Below are 16,354 nucleotides of genomic sequence, written 5' to 3'. Positions count from 1 at the left end.
TCTAACACGGACGCGGTTATCGATCGTGGTCCGGGCATTTTTCCGACATGATCTTGGCGTAGGAGCGGCCCGCCGACCGAGGCAGCCTCCACCAGTCACAGGAAGAAGAGATCGTGCGTTTCACCGCCTGCATGCTCGCTATCGCCACGTTTTGCCTGAGCGCAAGCCAGTCATTCGCCGCGACCGACGTTCCGCCGGGCAACCGCAACGTCGAGCAACCGGCGATCCCCGGCGCATCCGTGCGCCGCACCAAGGCCGGCCGCACGTCCTTCGATGCCAAGTTCGAGAAGGTCCGCGATCTGCTAGCCACCGACAAGCAGTTGATCAGCAAGATCAAGTCCGTGTCGCGCGCCTATGGCATCGCGCCGATCCACATGGTCGGCGCCATCGTCGGCGAACACACCTACAATGTCGACGCCTACGATCGGCTGCAGTCCTATTACGTCAAGGCGGCTGCCTATGCCGGCAACAGCTTCCAGTTCGGATACGATGGCGAGACCGTCGCCGAATTCGTGGCTCGGCCGCAATTTTCCGAATGCGGCGCCAAGAAGGGCGCCTATGCGCTGTGGAGCTGCCGCGAGCGGGTCTGGGACAACGACTTCCGCGGCAAATCGGTGGGCGGCAAGTCCTACCCGAACAACCGTTTCAGCGCCGTTTTCTTCCAGCCGTTCTTCGCCGGCCAGACCTTCGGCCTTGGTCAGATCAACCCGCTGACCGCCCTGATGCTGACCGATATCGTGGCAAAGACCTCGGGCTATGAGCGCCTCGACGAGAACAATGCCGCCGGCGTCTATGAGGCGATCATGGATCCGGACGTCTCGCTTGCCTATATGGCGGCCTCGATCCGTCACTCGATCGACGCCTACAAGTCGATCGCAGGGGTCGATATTTCGACCAACCCCGGTGTAACCGCGACGCTCTATAATGTCGGCAATCCGGATGGCCGCGCGGCAGCGCTCGCCGCCAAGATCCAGAGCGGTCAGGCGCAATGGCCGGAGGAAAACTATTACGGCTGGCTCGTCAACGACAAGCTGACGGAACTCGAAAGCCTGCTGTGATTCACGTGAAGCACTTTCCTTGATTGCGCCGTAAAAACCTGAAATCCTGGGGCAATCGAGAAAGGCAATCACCATGGACATGCGTCCGGAGCCGTTCGAACCGCCGGCTCCCGTTCCCCGTGTCGGCATTCCTTCCTACCTGAAGATCATCAGGACCGTGCTGCGCAATCCGCTCGAACTGTGGGGCGAGCCATCCTATACGCTGCCCTGGATCGAGACGAAGTTCGTTACCCAGCGCACCCTGATCGTCAACGATCCCGGCCTCATCCGCCATATCCTCGTCGATAACGTCGCCAATTACGAAATGTCGAAGGTGCGCCGGCTGATCCTGCGGCCCATCCTGCGCGACGGGCTGCTGACGGCGGAAGGCGAGGTCTGGAAGCGTTCGCGCAAGGCCATGGCGCCGGTGTTCACGCCGCGCCACGCCAAGGGCTTTGCCGGCCAGATGCTGCGCAGTTCGGAGCAGTTCGTCGAGCGCTATGCCGGAGCCCAGGAAGCTCCCTTTACCACCAATGTCGCCAACGACATGACGGAACTGACCTTCGACATCCTGGCCGAAACGCTGTTTTCCGGTGAGGTCGCCGTCGAGCGCGAAGGCTTCGTCCAGAGCGTCGAGGAATTGCTGCACCGCATGGGCCGCGTCGATCCGATGGACATTCTGCTGGCGCCCGAATGGATCCCGCGCCCGACGCGCATCGGCGGCAAGAGGGTGATGAACCGCTTCCGCTCGATCGTGTCGGAGACCATGGCGCTTCGCCGCCGCAAGATGGCGGAGGACCCCAAGGGCACGCCGCAGGATTTCCTGACGTTGCTTCTGGAGATCGAGGGCAGCCAGGGCCTTTCGACCGCGGAGATCGAGGACAACATCCTGACCTTCATCGGTGCCGGGCACGAGACCACCGCCCGGGCACTCGCCTGGACGCTCTACTGCGTTGCCAACACGCCGGCCTATCGCGAAATCATGGAAGCCGAGATCGATACCGCGATGGCAAGCGGTGCCGAGCCGGTCGAATGGCTTGGTCTGATGCCGCATGTGCTCGCCGCCTTCGAGGAGGCGATGCGGCTCTATCCGCCGGCGCCGTCAATCAATCGCGCGGCGATCGAGGAAGACGCGTGGACCTCACCGACTGGCGAGCGGGTGCGCATCCCCAAAGGGATCGCCGTACTGATCATGCCCTGGACGCTGCATCGCCATGTGCTCTACTGGGATAAGCCGCGCGCGTTCATGCCCGAGCGTTTCCTGCCGGAAAACCGAGAGAAGCTGAACCGCTACCAGTATCTGCCCTTCGGTGCCGGACCGCGCGTCTGCATCGGCGCGACTTTCGCGCTGCAGGAAGCGGTGATCGCGTTGGCAGTGATGATGCACCGCTACCGCTTCGATACGACCGCGGAAACCAATCCCTGGCCGGTGCAGCGGCTCACTACTCAACCGCGGGGCGGGTTGCCGATGAGGGTTTCGGCTCGCTGAAGGTCTTGCCGGGGATCGGTGACTGAACGGAACGCACCGGAGAATCCGCCGGCTTCGGCTGCTGTAGCATTTTCGACGGCTTCTTGATCGTCTTGATCTGTGCGCAGGTGGCGTCGCCGACATTGTCGCAGGGCTTGTAAACCACGATCTCGCTTCCGGCGCCATCGTCCCAGACCGCCTGGATCGTCAGCGTTTGCGCCGTTTTGGCGGGCAGCGAGATGTAGACATATTCGGCCGTCTCGTCGCCCGGCAGGTTGAACGGCAGCTGCGGATTGCACTTGGCCAGCGGGAAGCGTTGGTCGAGTGCATCGGAATTGATCGAGTAGCGGATTTCCGATAGCCGGCAATGCATCGTCTGCAATGCCGTGAAATAGATCAGCTGCCGGTCGTCATAGTCGCGAAACTGGATCCAGCCGGTCTGCTTGTTGGCATCGAGCATCGCCTTGTAGATCGCGACTTCGGGCAGCTGCGGCTTGTATTCCTCTTCCTCCGCGTCCTGTGCGCGGGACGGCATTGCTGCAAGACACAGGATGCCCGCTGACAGCAAGGCGACGAGCAACGGATGGCGGCGTTCGAGCATGCGATGGACCCCTGCCATTCTCACCGGTGTCGCTGAACTCATCGTCGATGTCTGCGACACGATGGTCTTCTCCTGAAATATGTCATATCACCGCATCGATCCCCATTGAACCCGGGGCCTCTGCGCCCCGCGCGAATTCCGGACTGCGCGAATTGACCTCCCATTTTCTTCTCGGCATCGACACCGGCGGCACCTACACCGACGCCGCCCTCTTCTCGGAGACGAAGGGGGTGGTCGCCAAGGCCAAGGCGCTGACGACCCGCCATGATCTCGCGGTCGGCATTTCCGGTGCAGTCGAAGCGGTGCTCGATCAGGCCAGCGTGCCGGTCTCGGCAATCAGCATGGTCTCGCTGTCGACGACGCTTGCCACCAATGCGCTGGTCGAAGGGCAGGGCGGCCGCGCCGGCCTCGTCATGATCGGCTTCGGCCCCGAGGATCTGAAGCGCGACGGTTTGCAGGAAGCGCTCGGCTCGGATCCGGTAATCTTCCTGCCGGGCGGCCACAATGTGCATGGCGGTGAGACCCCGCTGGACATGAGCGAGCTCGACGCCGTCCTGCCGGTGCTGGCTGATCAGGTCTCCTCCTTCGCCATTGCCGGCTATTTCGCCGTTCGTAATCCGGATCATGAAAAGCGCGTGCGCGACCGCATCCGCGAGGTCTCGCACCTGCCGGTCACCTGCAGCCACGAACTGTCCTCGAAACTCGGCGGGCCGCGCCGTGCCTTGACGACGCTGCTCAACGCCCGCCTCGTCTCGATGATCGACCGGCTGATCGGGTCCTGCGAAGGGTTCCTCAAGGCGCGCGGCATCGACGTGCCAATGATGGTGGTGCGCGGTGACGGTGCGCTGATTTCGGCCGAGGAGGCGCGGCTGCGCCCGATCGAGACGATCCTCTCCGGTCCGGCAGCAAGCCTCGTCGGCGCGAGGCATCTGACCGGCCTCGACAACGCCGTGGTTTCGGATATCGGCGGCACCACCACCGACGTGGCCGTGCTCGATGGCGGCCGCCCGCGTCTCGATGCCGAAGGCGCCGTCGTTGGTGGCTTCCGCACCATGGTCGAGGCTGTTGCGATGCGGACCTACGGCCTTGGCGGTGATTCGGAAGTGCGCATCAACGATCGCGGCCTCAAGGCGAAGATCGACCTCGGTCCGCGCCGGCTGATGCCGCTCAGCCTCGCCGCAGCGCTCCACGGCGACGCCGTCATCTCGGTGCTGGAAAAACAGATGCGCGCCCAGCACACCGGGCGCAACAATGGGCGCTTTGCTGTGCGTACCGGCCTGCCGGATCATCTGGCCAGCGGCCTGCAGCCACAGGAGCAGGCGCTCTACGAGCGCATCGGTAGCGTCCCCGTCTCGCTTGAAACGCTGCTCGTCTCGACGCCACAGAAGGCGACGCTCGATCGTTTGGTGGCCCGGGGGCTCGTCCATATCTGCGGTCTGACGCCGTCCGACGCCATGCATGTGCTCGGCCGGCAGTCGCAATGGAACCTCGAAGCGGCCGAGCTTGGCATTCAGCTTGCCGCCCGCACCCGCGACGGCTCCGGCCAGCCGATTGCTTCTTCTCCACAGGCGCTGGCGCAGATGATCGTCGATCGGCTGACGCGGCAATCCTCGGAGGTCATCCTGCAGGCCTGCCTCGGCGAGGACGGCGCCGGCGCGATCGATCCCGCCGTGTCGCAGGCCGTCGATCGTGCGCTGACCCGGACGCCCGGCATCGTCCGGTTCTCGCTTGGTCTCGATCGTCCGCTCGTCGGACTTGGCGCTTCGGCGCCGGTTTATTACCCGGCTATTGCCGAGATGCTCGGAACCGAAGCCGCCATTCCCGAGGAGGCCGGCGTCGCCAATGCCGTCGGCGCCGTGGTCGGCCAGGTAAGCGCCACCGTCACCGTTTTCGTGACGATGCCGGAGGAGGGCATTTTTGTCGTCAACGGGGCCGGGGCCAGCGAACGCTTTCTCGATCAGGAAAAGGCTTTTGGTGCCGCGCGCCGACGGGCCGAGACCGCAGCTCTGGAGGCGGCGCGCACCAACGGTGCCGATGATCCCGCGTCGTTGCTGCGCGAGGAAATCGACGCGCCGGAGGTCGAGGGCAGCCCCAAGCTGATCGAGGCCCGGTTCATTGCGTCCGCCAGCGGCCGGCCGCGCATCGCGCACGGCTGATCTTTTCCATTTCGGAAACAATTCTTCGCATCCTTGCAGAATTGACAGGGAATGAATTGGTGAGAAACTGCGGCCGTTTCACGCGCGTATTGCGCATGGGCTGGTCCGAGACCCGCTTCAGGCGCAAGATCAACATGTTGGGGCGTTTTCATCGCATCCGTTCGGATCGGTGGCGCTCCTTACGTCTATTTCAAGGAGTTGGCAGATGGACCGCATTGAGACGTATGGATTGAAGATTGATGCGGACCTCCATCGCTTCCTGATGGAAGAGGCGATGCCGGGCACCGGCGTCGATGCAGAGCACTTCTTTGCTGAGCTTTCCGCCCTCGTGCACGATCTGGCGCCGAAGAACCGGGCGCTGCTCGCCAAGCGCGACGACCTGCAGGCCAAGCTCGACGCCTGGTACAAGCAGAACGGCGCCCCCAGCGATATGGAGACCTATCAGGCCTTCCTGCGCGATATCGGCTACCTGCTGCCCGAGGGTGGCGAGTTCAGCGTTTCGACCGCCAATGTCGATCCGGAGATCGCGACGATCGCCGGCCCCCAGCTCGTCGTTCCGGTCATGAATGCGCGCTATGCGCTGAACGCCGCCAATGCACGCTGGGGCTCGCTCTACGATGCGCTCTACGGCACGGACGCGATTTCGGACGCTGATGGCGCCGAGAAGGGCCGCGGCTACAATCCGAAGCGCGGCGCCAAGGTCATCGCCTGGGCGCGAAACTTCCTCGACGCCAGTGCGCCGCTGGCGAATGGAAGCTGGGCGGACGTTACTTCCCTGAAGGTTGCTGGCAGTGCGCTGGCGATTGGTCTCAAGGATGGTTCGAGCACTGCACTGCGCAACGCCGCTCAATTCGCCGGCTATTCCGGGGCTGAAGGTGCGCGCTTCGAGATCGTTCTCCGGCACAACAATCTGCATGCGATCGTCGTCCTCGACGCCTCCACGCCGATCGGCAAGGAAGATCCGGCGGGCATCGCCGACGTCATTCTCGAATCGGCGATCACCACGATCATGGACTGCGAAGATTCGGTCGCCGCCGTCGATGCCGAAGACAAGGTCGTCGTCTACCGCAACTGGCTCGGCCTGATGAAGGGCGACCTCGAAGAAGAGGTTGCCAAGGGCGGCAAGACCTTTACCCGTCGTCTCAATGCCGACCGCGTTTACACGGCAACTGCCGGCGGCACGCTTTCCCTTCCCGGCCGCTCGCTGATGCTGGTCCGCAACGTCGGCCACCTCATGACGAATCCGGCTATCCTTGACCGCGACGGCAAGGAAGTGCCCGAGGGCATCATGGACGCGATGGTGACGGCGCTGATTGCCCTCCACGATGTCGGCAACGGCGGTCGCCGCATGAACTCCCGCGAGGGTTCCATGTATGTCGTCAAGCCGAAGATGCATGGCCCCGAGGAAGTCGCCTTCGCCAGCGAGATTTTCGCCCGTGTCGAAAAGGCGCTCGGCATGCCCGCCAACACCATGAAGATGGGCATCATGGACGAGGAGCGCCGCACGACGGTCAACCTCAAGGAATGCATCCGCGCGGCCCGCGAGCGCGTCGTCTTCATCAACACCGGCTTCCTCGATCGCACCGGCGACGAGATGCACACCTCCATGGAAGCCGGCCCGATGATCCGCAAGGGCGACATGAAGCAGGCAGCCTGGATCGGCGCCTATGAAAACTGGAACGTCGACATCGGGCTTGAATGTGGCCTGTCCGGTCACGCCCAGATCGGCAAGGGCATGTGGGCGATGCCCGATCTGATGGCGGCGATGCTCGAACAGAAGATCGCCCACCCGAAGGCCGGCGCCAACACCGCCTGGGTGCCGTCGCCCACGGCGGCCACTCTGCACGCGACCCACTACCACCGCGTCAATGTCGCCGAAGTCCAGGCGAGCCTGAAGAGCCGCGCCCGCGCCAAGCTCTCCGATATCCTGTCGGTGCCGGTCGCCGTCCGCCCGAACTGGACGCCCGAGGAAATCCAGCGCGAACTCGACAACAACGCGCAAGGCATTCTCGGCTACGTCGTGCGCTGGGTCGATCAGGGCGTCGGCTGCTCGAAGGTTCCGGACATCAACAATGTCGGCCTGATGGAAGACCGTGCGACGCTGCGCATCTCCGCCCAGCACATGGCCAACTGGTTGCACCACGGCGTCGTCACCGAGGCCCAGGTCGTCGAGACGATGAAGCGCATGGCGGCCGTCGTCGACAGTCAGAACGCCGATGATCCGCTCTACGTCGCGATGGCCGGCAATTTCGACCGTTCGATTGCCTTCCAGGCCGCCGTCGAACTCGTCCTCAAGGGCCGCGAGCAGCCGAACGGCTACACCGAGCCGGTCCTGCACCGCCGCCGCCTGGAGCTGAAGGCGCGCAACGCCGCCTGATTCGCCACCGAAGTCGGGGTATTGGAAAAGAGCCGTGCGTTCACATGAACGCACGGCTCTTTCGTTTCAGCGGTGGTCCGGTCTTCCAGACACGATCGCAGCCCGCGCCGCTCTAAAACTCCGCCCAGCCGTCCGTTGCGAGTGCGGCATTGCCGTGGGTAGCATATGGGGCTGGTCGGCGTACCGGCTGAGGACGTCCCTGGTCACGCGTGGTTGCGGCGACTGCCGGGGCAGGCGCCATCGGCCTGCCCTTTGGCTGGGCCTCGCCGGCGAGCGTGAAACGGTCGATCAGGTTGCGCAGGTTTGTGCCTTCCTGCGCCAGCGTTGCGGAGGCCGCATTGGCTTCCTCGACCATCGCTGCGTTCCGCTGCGTTACCTGGTCCATCTGGTTGACGGCGGTGTTGACTTCGCTCAATCCCACCGACTGTTCGCGGGCGGAGGTGGCGATCGCCGCCATGTGTTCGTTGATCGTGATCACATGCGCTTCGATCGTCTGCAGCGCCTCGCCGGTGTCGCGCACCAGGTGCACGCCGTTCTCGACCTCCCGGCTCGATGTACGGATGAGATCCTTGATTTCTTTCGCAGCCTTCGCCGAGCGCTGGGCGAGCTCGCGCACCTCCTGGGCCACGACGGCGAAGCCCTTTCCCGCTTCGCCGGCCCGCGCTGCTTCGACGCCGGCATTCAGCGCCAAGAGATTTGTCTGGAAGGCGATCTCGTCGATGACGCCGATAATGCTGGAAATCTGGCTGGAGGATTCCTCGATCCGACGCATGGCTTCCACCGCGTTGGCGACGACGACGGCGGATTGGGCCGCGCTGGTCTTCGCCTCGCCGGCGATGTCGCGTGCCTCCTCCGTCCGTCTTGAGGAATTGCTGACATTGGCGGTGATCTGATCGAGCGCCGCGGCCGTTTCCTCGAGAGACGCGGCCTGCTGTTCGGTGCGCTTGGACAGGTCGTCGGCGCTCTGGCTGATTTCGCGCGTGCCCATGCCGATGTTTTGGGCGCTGTCGGCAACGGCGAGAAGCGCATCGTTCAACTGCGCGGCCGCCTTGTTGAGGTCGTGCCGTAATTGTTCGAACTCGGCGGCGAACGGCTCATGTAGCTGAACGGCGAGATCGCCGTTGGCCAGCCGCTGCAGGCCGCCGGCAAGTCCGGCGGTCGCCTGCGTCAGCTTTTCCTGCGCCGCCTGCTCCGCCGCCTTCTGGACGCGGACACGTTCGGCCTCGCCGTTGCGGCGGTTCTCTTCGGCCTCCGCCTGCAGCCGAAGATTCGAGCGCGCCGCCTCGCGGAAGGATTGAATGGCGCGGGCCATTTCGGCGATCTCGTCCTTGCCGCGCACCGGGTCGTCGGCATCTTCAACGTGGCCGTCGATCAGCCGGCGCATGGCGGCGATCTGGCGGGCGAGCGGTCCGACGACGCCGCGCAGCACCACGAGGAGGGTGCCGGCAGCAAGCGCCACGACGAGAACGATGATCCCAATGTTGAGTGTCTGTACGGCTTCGAACTCATGATGCTTGGCCTCGAAGGCCGTACCCGAAAGTTCGACCTGCAGGTCCGAAATCTCGGAGATCGTGGCCGTCAGCGGATCGATCGTCGCGTAGAGCTTGTCGCGCACGAAGGCATCAAGAGCCTTCTGGTCCTTGGCCGAGAGGATTTGCGTGAGTGCCGTGATCGAATCCATCGCAACGACCATCTGGCTTCGTGCATTGTCGACGAGGTTCCGTTCCTCGTCGGTCATCGAGGTCGCCGCATAGGCATCCCAGTTTGACTTGATCGTTTCCCGTGCGGCATTGACCGAGGCAAGCCCGCTCTCCATCGATTCGTTACCATTGCGCACTTTGTGGGCAGCATCGACGATCGAGACCGCAAAGGCGTCGGAAGTCGCCTTCAGGTTCTTCAGCGGCACAATGCGATCGGCGTAGACCGCGTCCATCATGTCGCTGGTTTCCGACAGCGTGCTCTGGCTGTGAATAGCGATGCCGATAGCGATGGATGATAGAAGCGCGATTGCGCCGATAAGCTTGGTCTTGATCAGCATGCCAGTCCCTCCCGAGCGGAATTTCGTGGGCACACTGTTTCGATTATTTAGATAACGCTTACTTAATAAGAGACTGAATTTAAGTCGAAATTGAACTTTCCGAGCGGGCAGGGACATATTCCACGACCCTGATTTGAGCGCGAATCAGCACGGCAACTTTGCGTCGATGGTGTGCCTGCTTGCGGCTTTCGCTCGGAAGTTGGGTGACGTTGAGCGCGAACGAAAAAAGCCGCCGACGGGGTCGGCGGCTTTGTCAGTGTCGATCTGATTCGATTACTGCTGGACGACGACGCGGGCGCTCTTGCCGGGGCGAACGCGCGAATAGAGGTCGATGATGTCCTGGTTGATCAGGCGGATGCAGCCGGACGAAGCGGCGGTACCGATAGAGGACCATTCCGGCGTGCCGTGCAGACGGAACAGTGTATCCTTGCCCTGGTCATTGAAGAGGTAGAGCGCGCGGGCGCCAAGCGGGTTCTTGAGGCCGGGACCCATGCCATCTTCGACGTACTTGGCGACTTCCGGCTTGCGTTCCGCCATTTCCTTCGGCGGATGCCACATCGGCCATTCCTGCTTCCAGGCAATATAGGCTTCGCCTTCCCATGCAAAACCGGCCTTGCCGACGCCGATGCCGTAACGAACGGCCTTGCCGCCCGGCAGCACGTAGTAGAGGAAGCGATTCGGCGTGTTGACGACGATCGTTCCGGGGCGCTCGCTGGTGGCGTAATCGACGATCTGGCGATGGAAACGGGTATCGACCTTGCTGATCGGAATGGCCGGCAGCGCGTAACCGTGATCCTCAACTGCGCCATAATCGCCGTTAAAGATCTGATTCGTAGCAACCTGTACCGTTGCGGGCGCGGGTTCGTTCGCAGCCGTTTCGGGCTTGGACGAGGTCGTCGAGCAGCCGGCAACGGCGAGTGTCGCCGCGAGGCTGCACAAGAGGAAGGCATTGCGGAAGCGCATGGGAGTCTCTTAAAAAGAAGCGAAGTAAAAACTGGGTCGCCGCGACCAACAGTGACTACGGTTATTTTCGATTAGTTTGAGCTATGCAAGAGATTGCGCGGCCACAATTTGGCTGAAAAGTGCAAATTCCATGACCCTTGTTTTTTTGCAACAAAATGACCGGCTCAAAGGGACACCGGACGCATGACGATCCTCTCCATCCATGGCGACAACCCCTTGATCGACGGTCGCCAGTCGAATCGCGCGATGATGGTGCGCCGCGGCGTGCAGCGGCTGTTCGCCGAGCTGCGCCATTCGGTCCTGCCAGAATTGACCTTGGCGAGTGGACGGCGTGCCGATCTGATCTCCTTGTCGGTGAAGGGCGAGATCTGGATCGTCGAGATCAAAACCTCGATCGAGGACTTTCGCGTCGACCGCAAATGGCCGGACTACCGACAGCACTGCGACCGGCTGTTCTTCGCCACCCATGCCGCCGTGCCACTGGACATCTTTCCGGAGGACTGCGGACTGCTGCTGTCTGACGGTTATGAAGGCCACATCGTTCGCGAGGCGCCCGAACACAGGCTGCCGCCGGCGACACGCAAGTCGGTGCTGCAACTCTTTGCCCGTACGGCAGCACAACGGCTGATGCTTGCCGAATGGGCGGCCGAGCGCAACGGCGAACTCGGTGATTCGATCGGCGACATCCTCTCCGGCGGTCGCGACTGATCCCGCGGGGAAAAGCGACCGGAACAGCGGTTATGCGCCGGTCGTGGAAGTTGATTGCTTACTTCGGCGCGCGCTTGGCGAGAATGCGCTGCAGCGTGCGGCGATGCATGTTGAGCCGGCGCGCCGTTTCCGAGACGTTGCGCTCGCACATTTCATAGACGCGCTGAATATGTTCCCACCGCACGCGATCGGCCGACATCGGGTTTTCCGGCGGCTCGACGCGTTCGCCCTGGCGCTGCACGAGCGCGGCAAAGATGTCGTCGGCATCGGCAGGCTTGGCGAGATAGTCGACCGCGCCGAGCTTCACCGCGTTCACGGCGGTGGCGATGTTGCCGTAGCCGGTCAGCATGATCATGCGCGTGTCGTCGCGCCGTCCGCGGATCGCTTCGATCACGTCGAGGCCGCTGCCGTCGCCGAGCCTGAGGTCGATGACCGCATATTTCGGCGGGTTGCCCTTGGCCTTGGCGATGCCTTCCGCGACCGATTCGGCGATGTCGACCGAAAAGCCACGGGCTTCCATGGCGCGGGCCAACCGCCTGAGAAAGGGTGCGTCGTCATCGACGAGCAACAGGGTGCGGTCCGGTCCGATCAGTTCGGCGTCCTGTGCGGTGGTGCTGGGCGAAGCTGTCGATTTGTCGGTCATTCTCGCAATCCTTGGGCAAAAAACGGAACGCTTTCGCCGAGATTATAGGTTTCTGCCTCGTTCAATAAACTGCGAAATGTCATTTCGCCAGTTTCGTATCCATCAGGGCGCGCGGCCATTCGACGCTGACCCGGGCGCCCGGCCTCTCCGGCCCGCCATTCTCGAAGCGCAGGCGCGCGCCCGAGCGTTCGAGCAGCGTCTTTGCGATAAAGAGCCCGAGCCCGAGGCCGCCGGCGCTGTCATCCTTCTGCCTGCGTGTCACATAGGGTTCGCCGATCCGCTGCAGGATATCGGGCGCGAAACCGTCACCATCGTCGGCGATCGTGACGCGAACCCGATCCGCCGTGTGCTCGACGGTTACGGTCACCTGTTTCTTGGCGTAGTCGACGGCGTTTTCCAAGAGGTTGCCGAGCCCATAGAGAATGCCGGCATTGCGGTTGCCGACCGGCTCCGTGGCACGGTCGCCCTTTTCGATGAGCTCGATGTGGATGCCGAACTCGCGATGCGGCGCCATCACCTCTTCGATCAGCGACGACAGCGGCAAGAGCCGCATGTGCTCCTCGCTCTCGGAGGACAGCGTCGTCAGTCGCTTCAGGATATCGCGGCAGCGTTCGCTCTGGCTGCGCAGCAGATGCACGTCCTCCCCGAAGCGCGGATCGTCGCCGAGTTCGCGTTCCATCTCCTTGGCGACGACGCTGATGGTCGCAAGCGGCGTGCCGAGTTCATGGGCTGCCGCTGCCGCAAGCCCATCGAGCTGCGACAGGTGCTTTTCCCGCTGAAGCACGAGTTCGGTCGCCGTCAGCGCTTCCGACAGCTCACTCGCTTCCAGCGACACGCGGTAGGTATAGAAGGCGGCAAAGGCGGTCATCGAGACGATCGCAAACCAGATGCCGGCGGTCAGCACCCGCGGCATCAGCAGGACCGTGCCCGGATACCAGGGCAGCGGAAAGGGTGAGAAGGCGAGTGCGGTGATGGCGATTACCGCAAAACCGGCAAGAATGATGCTGTGTGACTTCGGCTGCGACGCAGAGGAAATGATGACCGGGACGCAGAGCAGCGGCGCGAAGGGATTGGTGAGCCCGCCTGTGATGAACAGCAATCCGGTGATCTGCGCGAGATCGAGGCCGAGAAGCGCGAAGGCCGCCGGCGGCTGCAACCGGTGCGTCGGCGGATAGCGCAACGTCACATAGGCGTTGACCAGTGCGAGGCTCGCGATCAGCACCAGGCAGGAAATCAGCGGCAGAGGAAACTGCAGCCAGAAGGCCGTGATGAGGACGGCGATCGACTGGCCGCCGACGGCCAGCCAGCGCAGCCGGACGAGCGTCTGCAGGCGCAGGCTGCGGTTGCTGGTCTGGTCGTTGTTGTGTTCGAGCGCAACAGTGGTCATTCGTGCCTGCATTCCCATGATCGGTGCTTTCGTCTCATGTACCACGGGGCTTCGCCCGTGTCGTCGGCGCCGCATTGGCCGGATCCTCGGGCCAGGGATGCTTCGGATAGCGCCCGCGCATGTCGGCGCGCACATCGCGCCAGGAACCCGCCCAGAAACCGGGCAGGTCGCGCGTCGTCTGGATCGGCCGATGTCCGGGCGAGATCAGCTCGAGCAACAACGGCAGCCGCCCATCGCCGATCGCCGGATGGGTCTTCAGGCCAAAAAGCTCCTGTACCCGGATCGATAGCAGCGGCTCGTCGCCGACGTAGTGGATCGGGTGCCGTTGCCCGGTCGGCGCCTCGAAATGCGTCGGCGCCAGCCGCCCGAGTTCCCGTTGCCGCTCGTGTGGAATGAGGGAGAGCAGACCGTCGGAGAGGTTGGATGCCTTGATGTCGGCAATCGCGGTGATGCCGTGCTGGAAGGGCACGAACCAGTCGTCGAGACGGTCGAGCAGCGCTTCGTCGGAAACATCCGGCCAGGGTTCACCGATCGAGCGGTTGAGGAAGCCGAGGCGGTCGCGCATCTGCATCGCCTCCTTGGAGAAGGGCAGGATGGCAAGGCCGAGCTGGCGTACGCCGTCGGCGAGTGCCCGCGCCGCCGATTCACCGGTCGGTCGTGTGAGCGGCGCCTCCTCGAAGATGATGGCGCCGAGCCGCGTGACCCGACGCGCCCGCACCTGCCGGCTGGCCTTGTCGAAAAAGCTCTGGTCCTCGCGGGTTATCGCCTCGGGCATATGCGCCTCGACCTCGGCGCGCGTCAGCTCTGCCGCCGCCAGCACGCGCTGGCCGCCGGCGCGGCCGGTCAGGTCGGCGATGACGAGCATGGAAGCCGCCGCCAGCCGCTCCGTCTCGGGGATCTCGGCACCCCGTCCGTTCGCCATGACGAACCGGCCGCGGCCACCGCGCTGCAGCGCGATGCGGTCGGGAAAGGCGTGCATCAGCAGGGCACCCGGCTGGATCGGTTCGCTCGATTTCGGCGCGCCCTTCAGCTCGGCCGCCATGCGCCGCGCCAGATTGCGCGAGGCGTCGGCGCGGTCGCCACGCTCCTGACGGAAGCGGCGCACCCGGTCCTCGAGATCGACGCTGTTGCCGCCCAAGCCCTGTTCGGTCAGCATCACCGCCAAGAGACACGCGGTTTCCGCCTGTCCCTCTTCGGCCGCCGCGACCGCCATTGCCGCCAGCCGCGGCGGCAAGGCCAGGTCGCGGATCTTGCGGCCCGTCGGCGTCAGTGCGCCGGCCTCGTCCAGCGCGCCAAGGCCGGTCAGCAGCTTCTTGGCCTCGGCAAGCGCCGTTTCCGGCGGCGCGTCGATGAAGGCAAGGGTGGCCGGATCGCTGACACCCCAATGGGCGCAGTCGAGCAGCAGGCCCGAGAGATCGTTGGCTAGAATCTGCGGCGGCGTGAAGGCGGCAAGCGCTGCGGTCTGGCCGCTATGCCAGAGACGGATGGCAATGCCGGGTTCGGTTCGCCCCGCACGGCCGGCGCGCTGATCGGCAGACGCGCGCGACACGCGCACCGTCTCCAGCCGCGTGATCCCGGTCGCTGCCTCGAACACCGGAAGGCGCTGCAGGCCGCTGTCGATGACGATGCGTACGCCGTCGATGGTGATCGAGGTTTCGGCGATCGAGGTGGCAAGCACGATCTTGCGGGTGCCTGATGGCGCCGGCCGGATCGCTGCATCCTGTTCCTTCTGGGTCAGGTTGCCATAAAGCGGTACGATCGCCGTATTGTTGTCGAAGCGGTCCTGGAGCCGCGTGGCGACTCGGGTGATTTCGGCCTGGCCGGGCAGAAAGGCGAGGATGGAGCCATCTTCCGTACGATGCGCTTCGGCAATGGCCCGCAGCATCGTGTCCTCGACGCTGTCGCCGCCGCGATCCTGGTAGCGGATGTCGATCGGATAGCTGCGCCCCTGGCTCTCGATGACCGGCGCATCGCCAAGCAGGCCCGAGACCCGCTCGACATCGAGCGTTGCCGACATAACGATGATCTTCAGGTCGTCACGCAGCGCCGCCTGTACGTCGAGCGCCAGCGCCAGGCCGAAATCCGCGTCGAGCGAGCGCTCGTGGAATTCGTCGAACAGCACGGCTGCGACGCCCTTGAGTTCCGGGTCGTCGAGGATCATGCGGGCAAACACACCCTCGGTCACCACTTCGATGCGTGTCTTGCCGGAGACGCGATTGTCGAGACGCATGCGATAGCCGACGGTTTCGCCGACCTTTTCTCCCAGGAGCTCGGCCATGCGGCCAGCTGCGGCGCGCGCTGCCAGCCGCCGCGGCTCGAGCAGAATGATCTTTCCGCCTTTTGCCCAGTTCTGATCGAGCAGGAAGAGTGGAACGAGCGTCGTCTTGCCGGCGCCGGGTGGGGCCGAAAGCACCACGGAGGGGCCTGCGGTGAGCGCTTGTGCCAGTGCGGGCAGCACCTCGCGAACCGGAAGCGCAGGAAGCTGTGTCGTCACGTCTGGTTCTCCGCCCCTATAGAGATGATGGCGCTGCGTGCGGTCGGTGCATCCGTCGGCTCATGCATCACCATGTTGTCGGTCCGCCACCGCATGGATCGTCATGTCGGGCAGGGCGGACAATTCGCAAGTACGGCAATCGCCCGCCTAAGGGCAAGCGTGGCGCGTCCGTGAGCGTGCTTCGTATGGCGCTTCGTGCTGGAGATATCTACATCTGACGGCTGAGAGACCCATGCTGTCTACATGTAGATGAGGCCGCTCAGAGGGGCGTTTTGGGCCACGTGAAATGGCCATCAGGTTTTTGACCGCCTGGTCAAAGATTCGCGCCACGGATTCGCTGGTTTTCCGGTGCATTAAATCGACCTAGTTTATCAACAGCTGGAATTATTCTGTAAATTCAGTGAGTTGTCGATTTTTGAAGTTTTTTTGAACGTGGCTGTTGACGTGTCGGATGTGTGGGGTCTATAAGCCCGATCACTGAC

At 63.7% G+C, this 16,354-nt stretch carries 11 protein-coding genes; 5 read left to right on the top strand and 6 right to left on the bottom strand.

Translation table 11 applies throughout. From position 1 onward, the window contains the following. Positions 1–113 precede the first annotated feature (113 nt). The gene (locus IB263_RS16515) at positions 114–1,058 is read left to right on the top strand and encodes a DUF1402 family protein (protein WP_090428639.1); all 945 of its coding nucleotides are present in this window, start codon (positions 114–116) and stop codon (positions 1,056–1,058) included. A gap of 73 nt (positions 1,059–1,131) precedes the next feature. Beyond that, positions 1,132–2,526 (top strand): cytochrome P450, encoded by a 1,395-nt coding sequence (locus tag IB263_RS16510; protein WP_060521556.1) that lies wholly within the window; start codon positions 1,132–1,134, stop codon positions 2,524–2,526. Here IB263_RS16510 and IB263_RS16505 read toward each other — a convergent pair. Next, the gene (locus tag IB263_RS16505) at positions 2,480–3,166 is read right to left on the bottom strand and encodes a hypothetical protein (RefSeq protein ID WP_143556420.1); all 687 of its coding nucleotides are present in this window, start codon (positions 3,164–3,166) and stop codon (positions 2,480–2,482) included. The genes IB263_RS16510 and IB263_RS16505 overlap by 47 nt on opposite strands. A 92-nt stretch (positions 3,167–3,258) precedes the next feature. Between IB263_RS16505 and IB263_RS16500 the strand changes: the two genes are divergently transcribed. Both IB263_RS16500 and IB263_RS16495 read left to right on the top strand, forming a co-directional pair. Beyond that, a complete protein-coding gene (locus IB263_RS16500; RefSeq protein WP_192438710.1) occupies positions 3,259–5,262 on the top strand; it encodes a hydantoinase/oxoprolinase N-terminal domain-containing protein in 2,004 nt (667 codons plus the stop codon). A gap of 205 nt (positions 5,263–5,467) precedes the next feature. After that, complete coding sequence (locus tag IB263_RS16495; RefSeq protein ID WP_192438709.1) at positions 5,468–7,639, top strand: malate synthase G; 2,172 nt, start codon at positions 5,468–5,470, stop codon at positions 7,637–7,639. 112 nt (positions 7,640–7,751) lie between these two features. Here the strand turns inward: IB263_RS16495 and IB263_RS16490 are convergent, their stop codons facing one another. Together IB263_RS16490 and IB263_RS16485 are read right to left on the bottom strand one after the other, a co-directional pair. Beyond that, positions 7,752–9,677 carry a methyl-accepting chemotaxis protein gene (locus IB263_RS16490; protein ID WP_192438708.1) on the bottom strand — a complete coding sequence of 642 codons (1,926 nt, stop codon included), beginning with the start codon at positions 9,675–9,677 and terminating at the stop codon, positions 7,752–7,754. A 273-nt stretch (positions 9,678–9,950) separates the two neighbouring features. Then, complete coding sequence (locus IB263_RS16485) at positions 9,951–10,640, bottom strand: L,D-transpeptidase (protein WP_034802133.1); 690 nt, start codon at positions 10,638–10,640, stop codon at positions 9,951–9,953. A 183-nt stretch (positions 10,641–10,823) separates the two neighbouring features. On the opposite strand from IB263_RS16485, the gene IB263_RS16480 reads away from it, so the two are divergent. Next, positions 10,824–11,348 carry an MmcB family DNA repair protein gene (locus IB263_RS16480; RefSeq protein WP_060583436.1) on the top strand — a complete coding sequence of 175 codons (525 nt, stop codon included), beginning with the start codon at positions 10,824–10,826 and terminating at the stop codon, positions 11,346–11,348. A 58-nt stretch (positions 11,349–11,406) separates the two neighbouring features. On the opposite strand, the gene IB263_RS16475 is transcribed toward IB263_RS16480, so the two are convergent. From IB263_RS16475 to hrpB, 3 genes are all read right to left on the bottom strand, one after another. After that, positions 11,407–11,991 (bottom strand): ActR/PrrA/RegA family redox response regulator transcription factor, encoded by a 585-nt coding sequence (locus tag IB263_RS16475; protein WP_034802128.1) that lies wholly within the window; start codon positions 11,989–11,991, stop codon positions 11,407–11,409. A gap of 79 nt (positions 11,992–12,070) precedes the next feature. Next, positions 12,071–13,378 carry an ActS/PrrB/RegB family redox-sensitive histidine kinase gene (locus tag IB263_RS16470; protein ID WP_034802125.1) on the bottom strand — a complete coding sequence of 436 codons (1,308 nt, stop codon included), beginning with the start codon at positions 13,376–13,378 and terminating at the stop codon, positions 12,071–12,073. Between the two features lie 34 nt (positions 13,379–13,412). Beyond that, positions 13,413–15,872, bottom strand: coding sequence for an ATP-dependent helicase HrpB (gene hrpB, locus IB263_RS16465; RefSeq protein ID WP_192438707.1), 2,460 nt, complete (start codon positions 15,870–15,872; stop codon positions 13,413–13,415). Between the last annotated feature and the right edge of the window lie 482 nt (positions 15,873–16,354).

It is taken from the genome of Ensifer sp. ENS03, assembly GCF_014852035.1.
Taxonomy (GTDB): Bacteria; Pseudomonadota; Alphaproteobacteria; order Rhizobiales; family Rhizobiaceae; genus Ensifer; species Ensifer adhaerens.
Note: the sequence above shows the minus strand (reverse complement) of the source record. Positions and strands in the feature narration are given on the sequence as shown.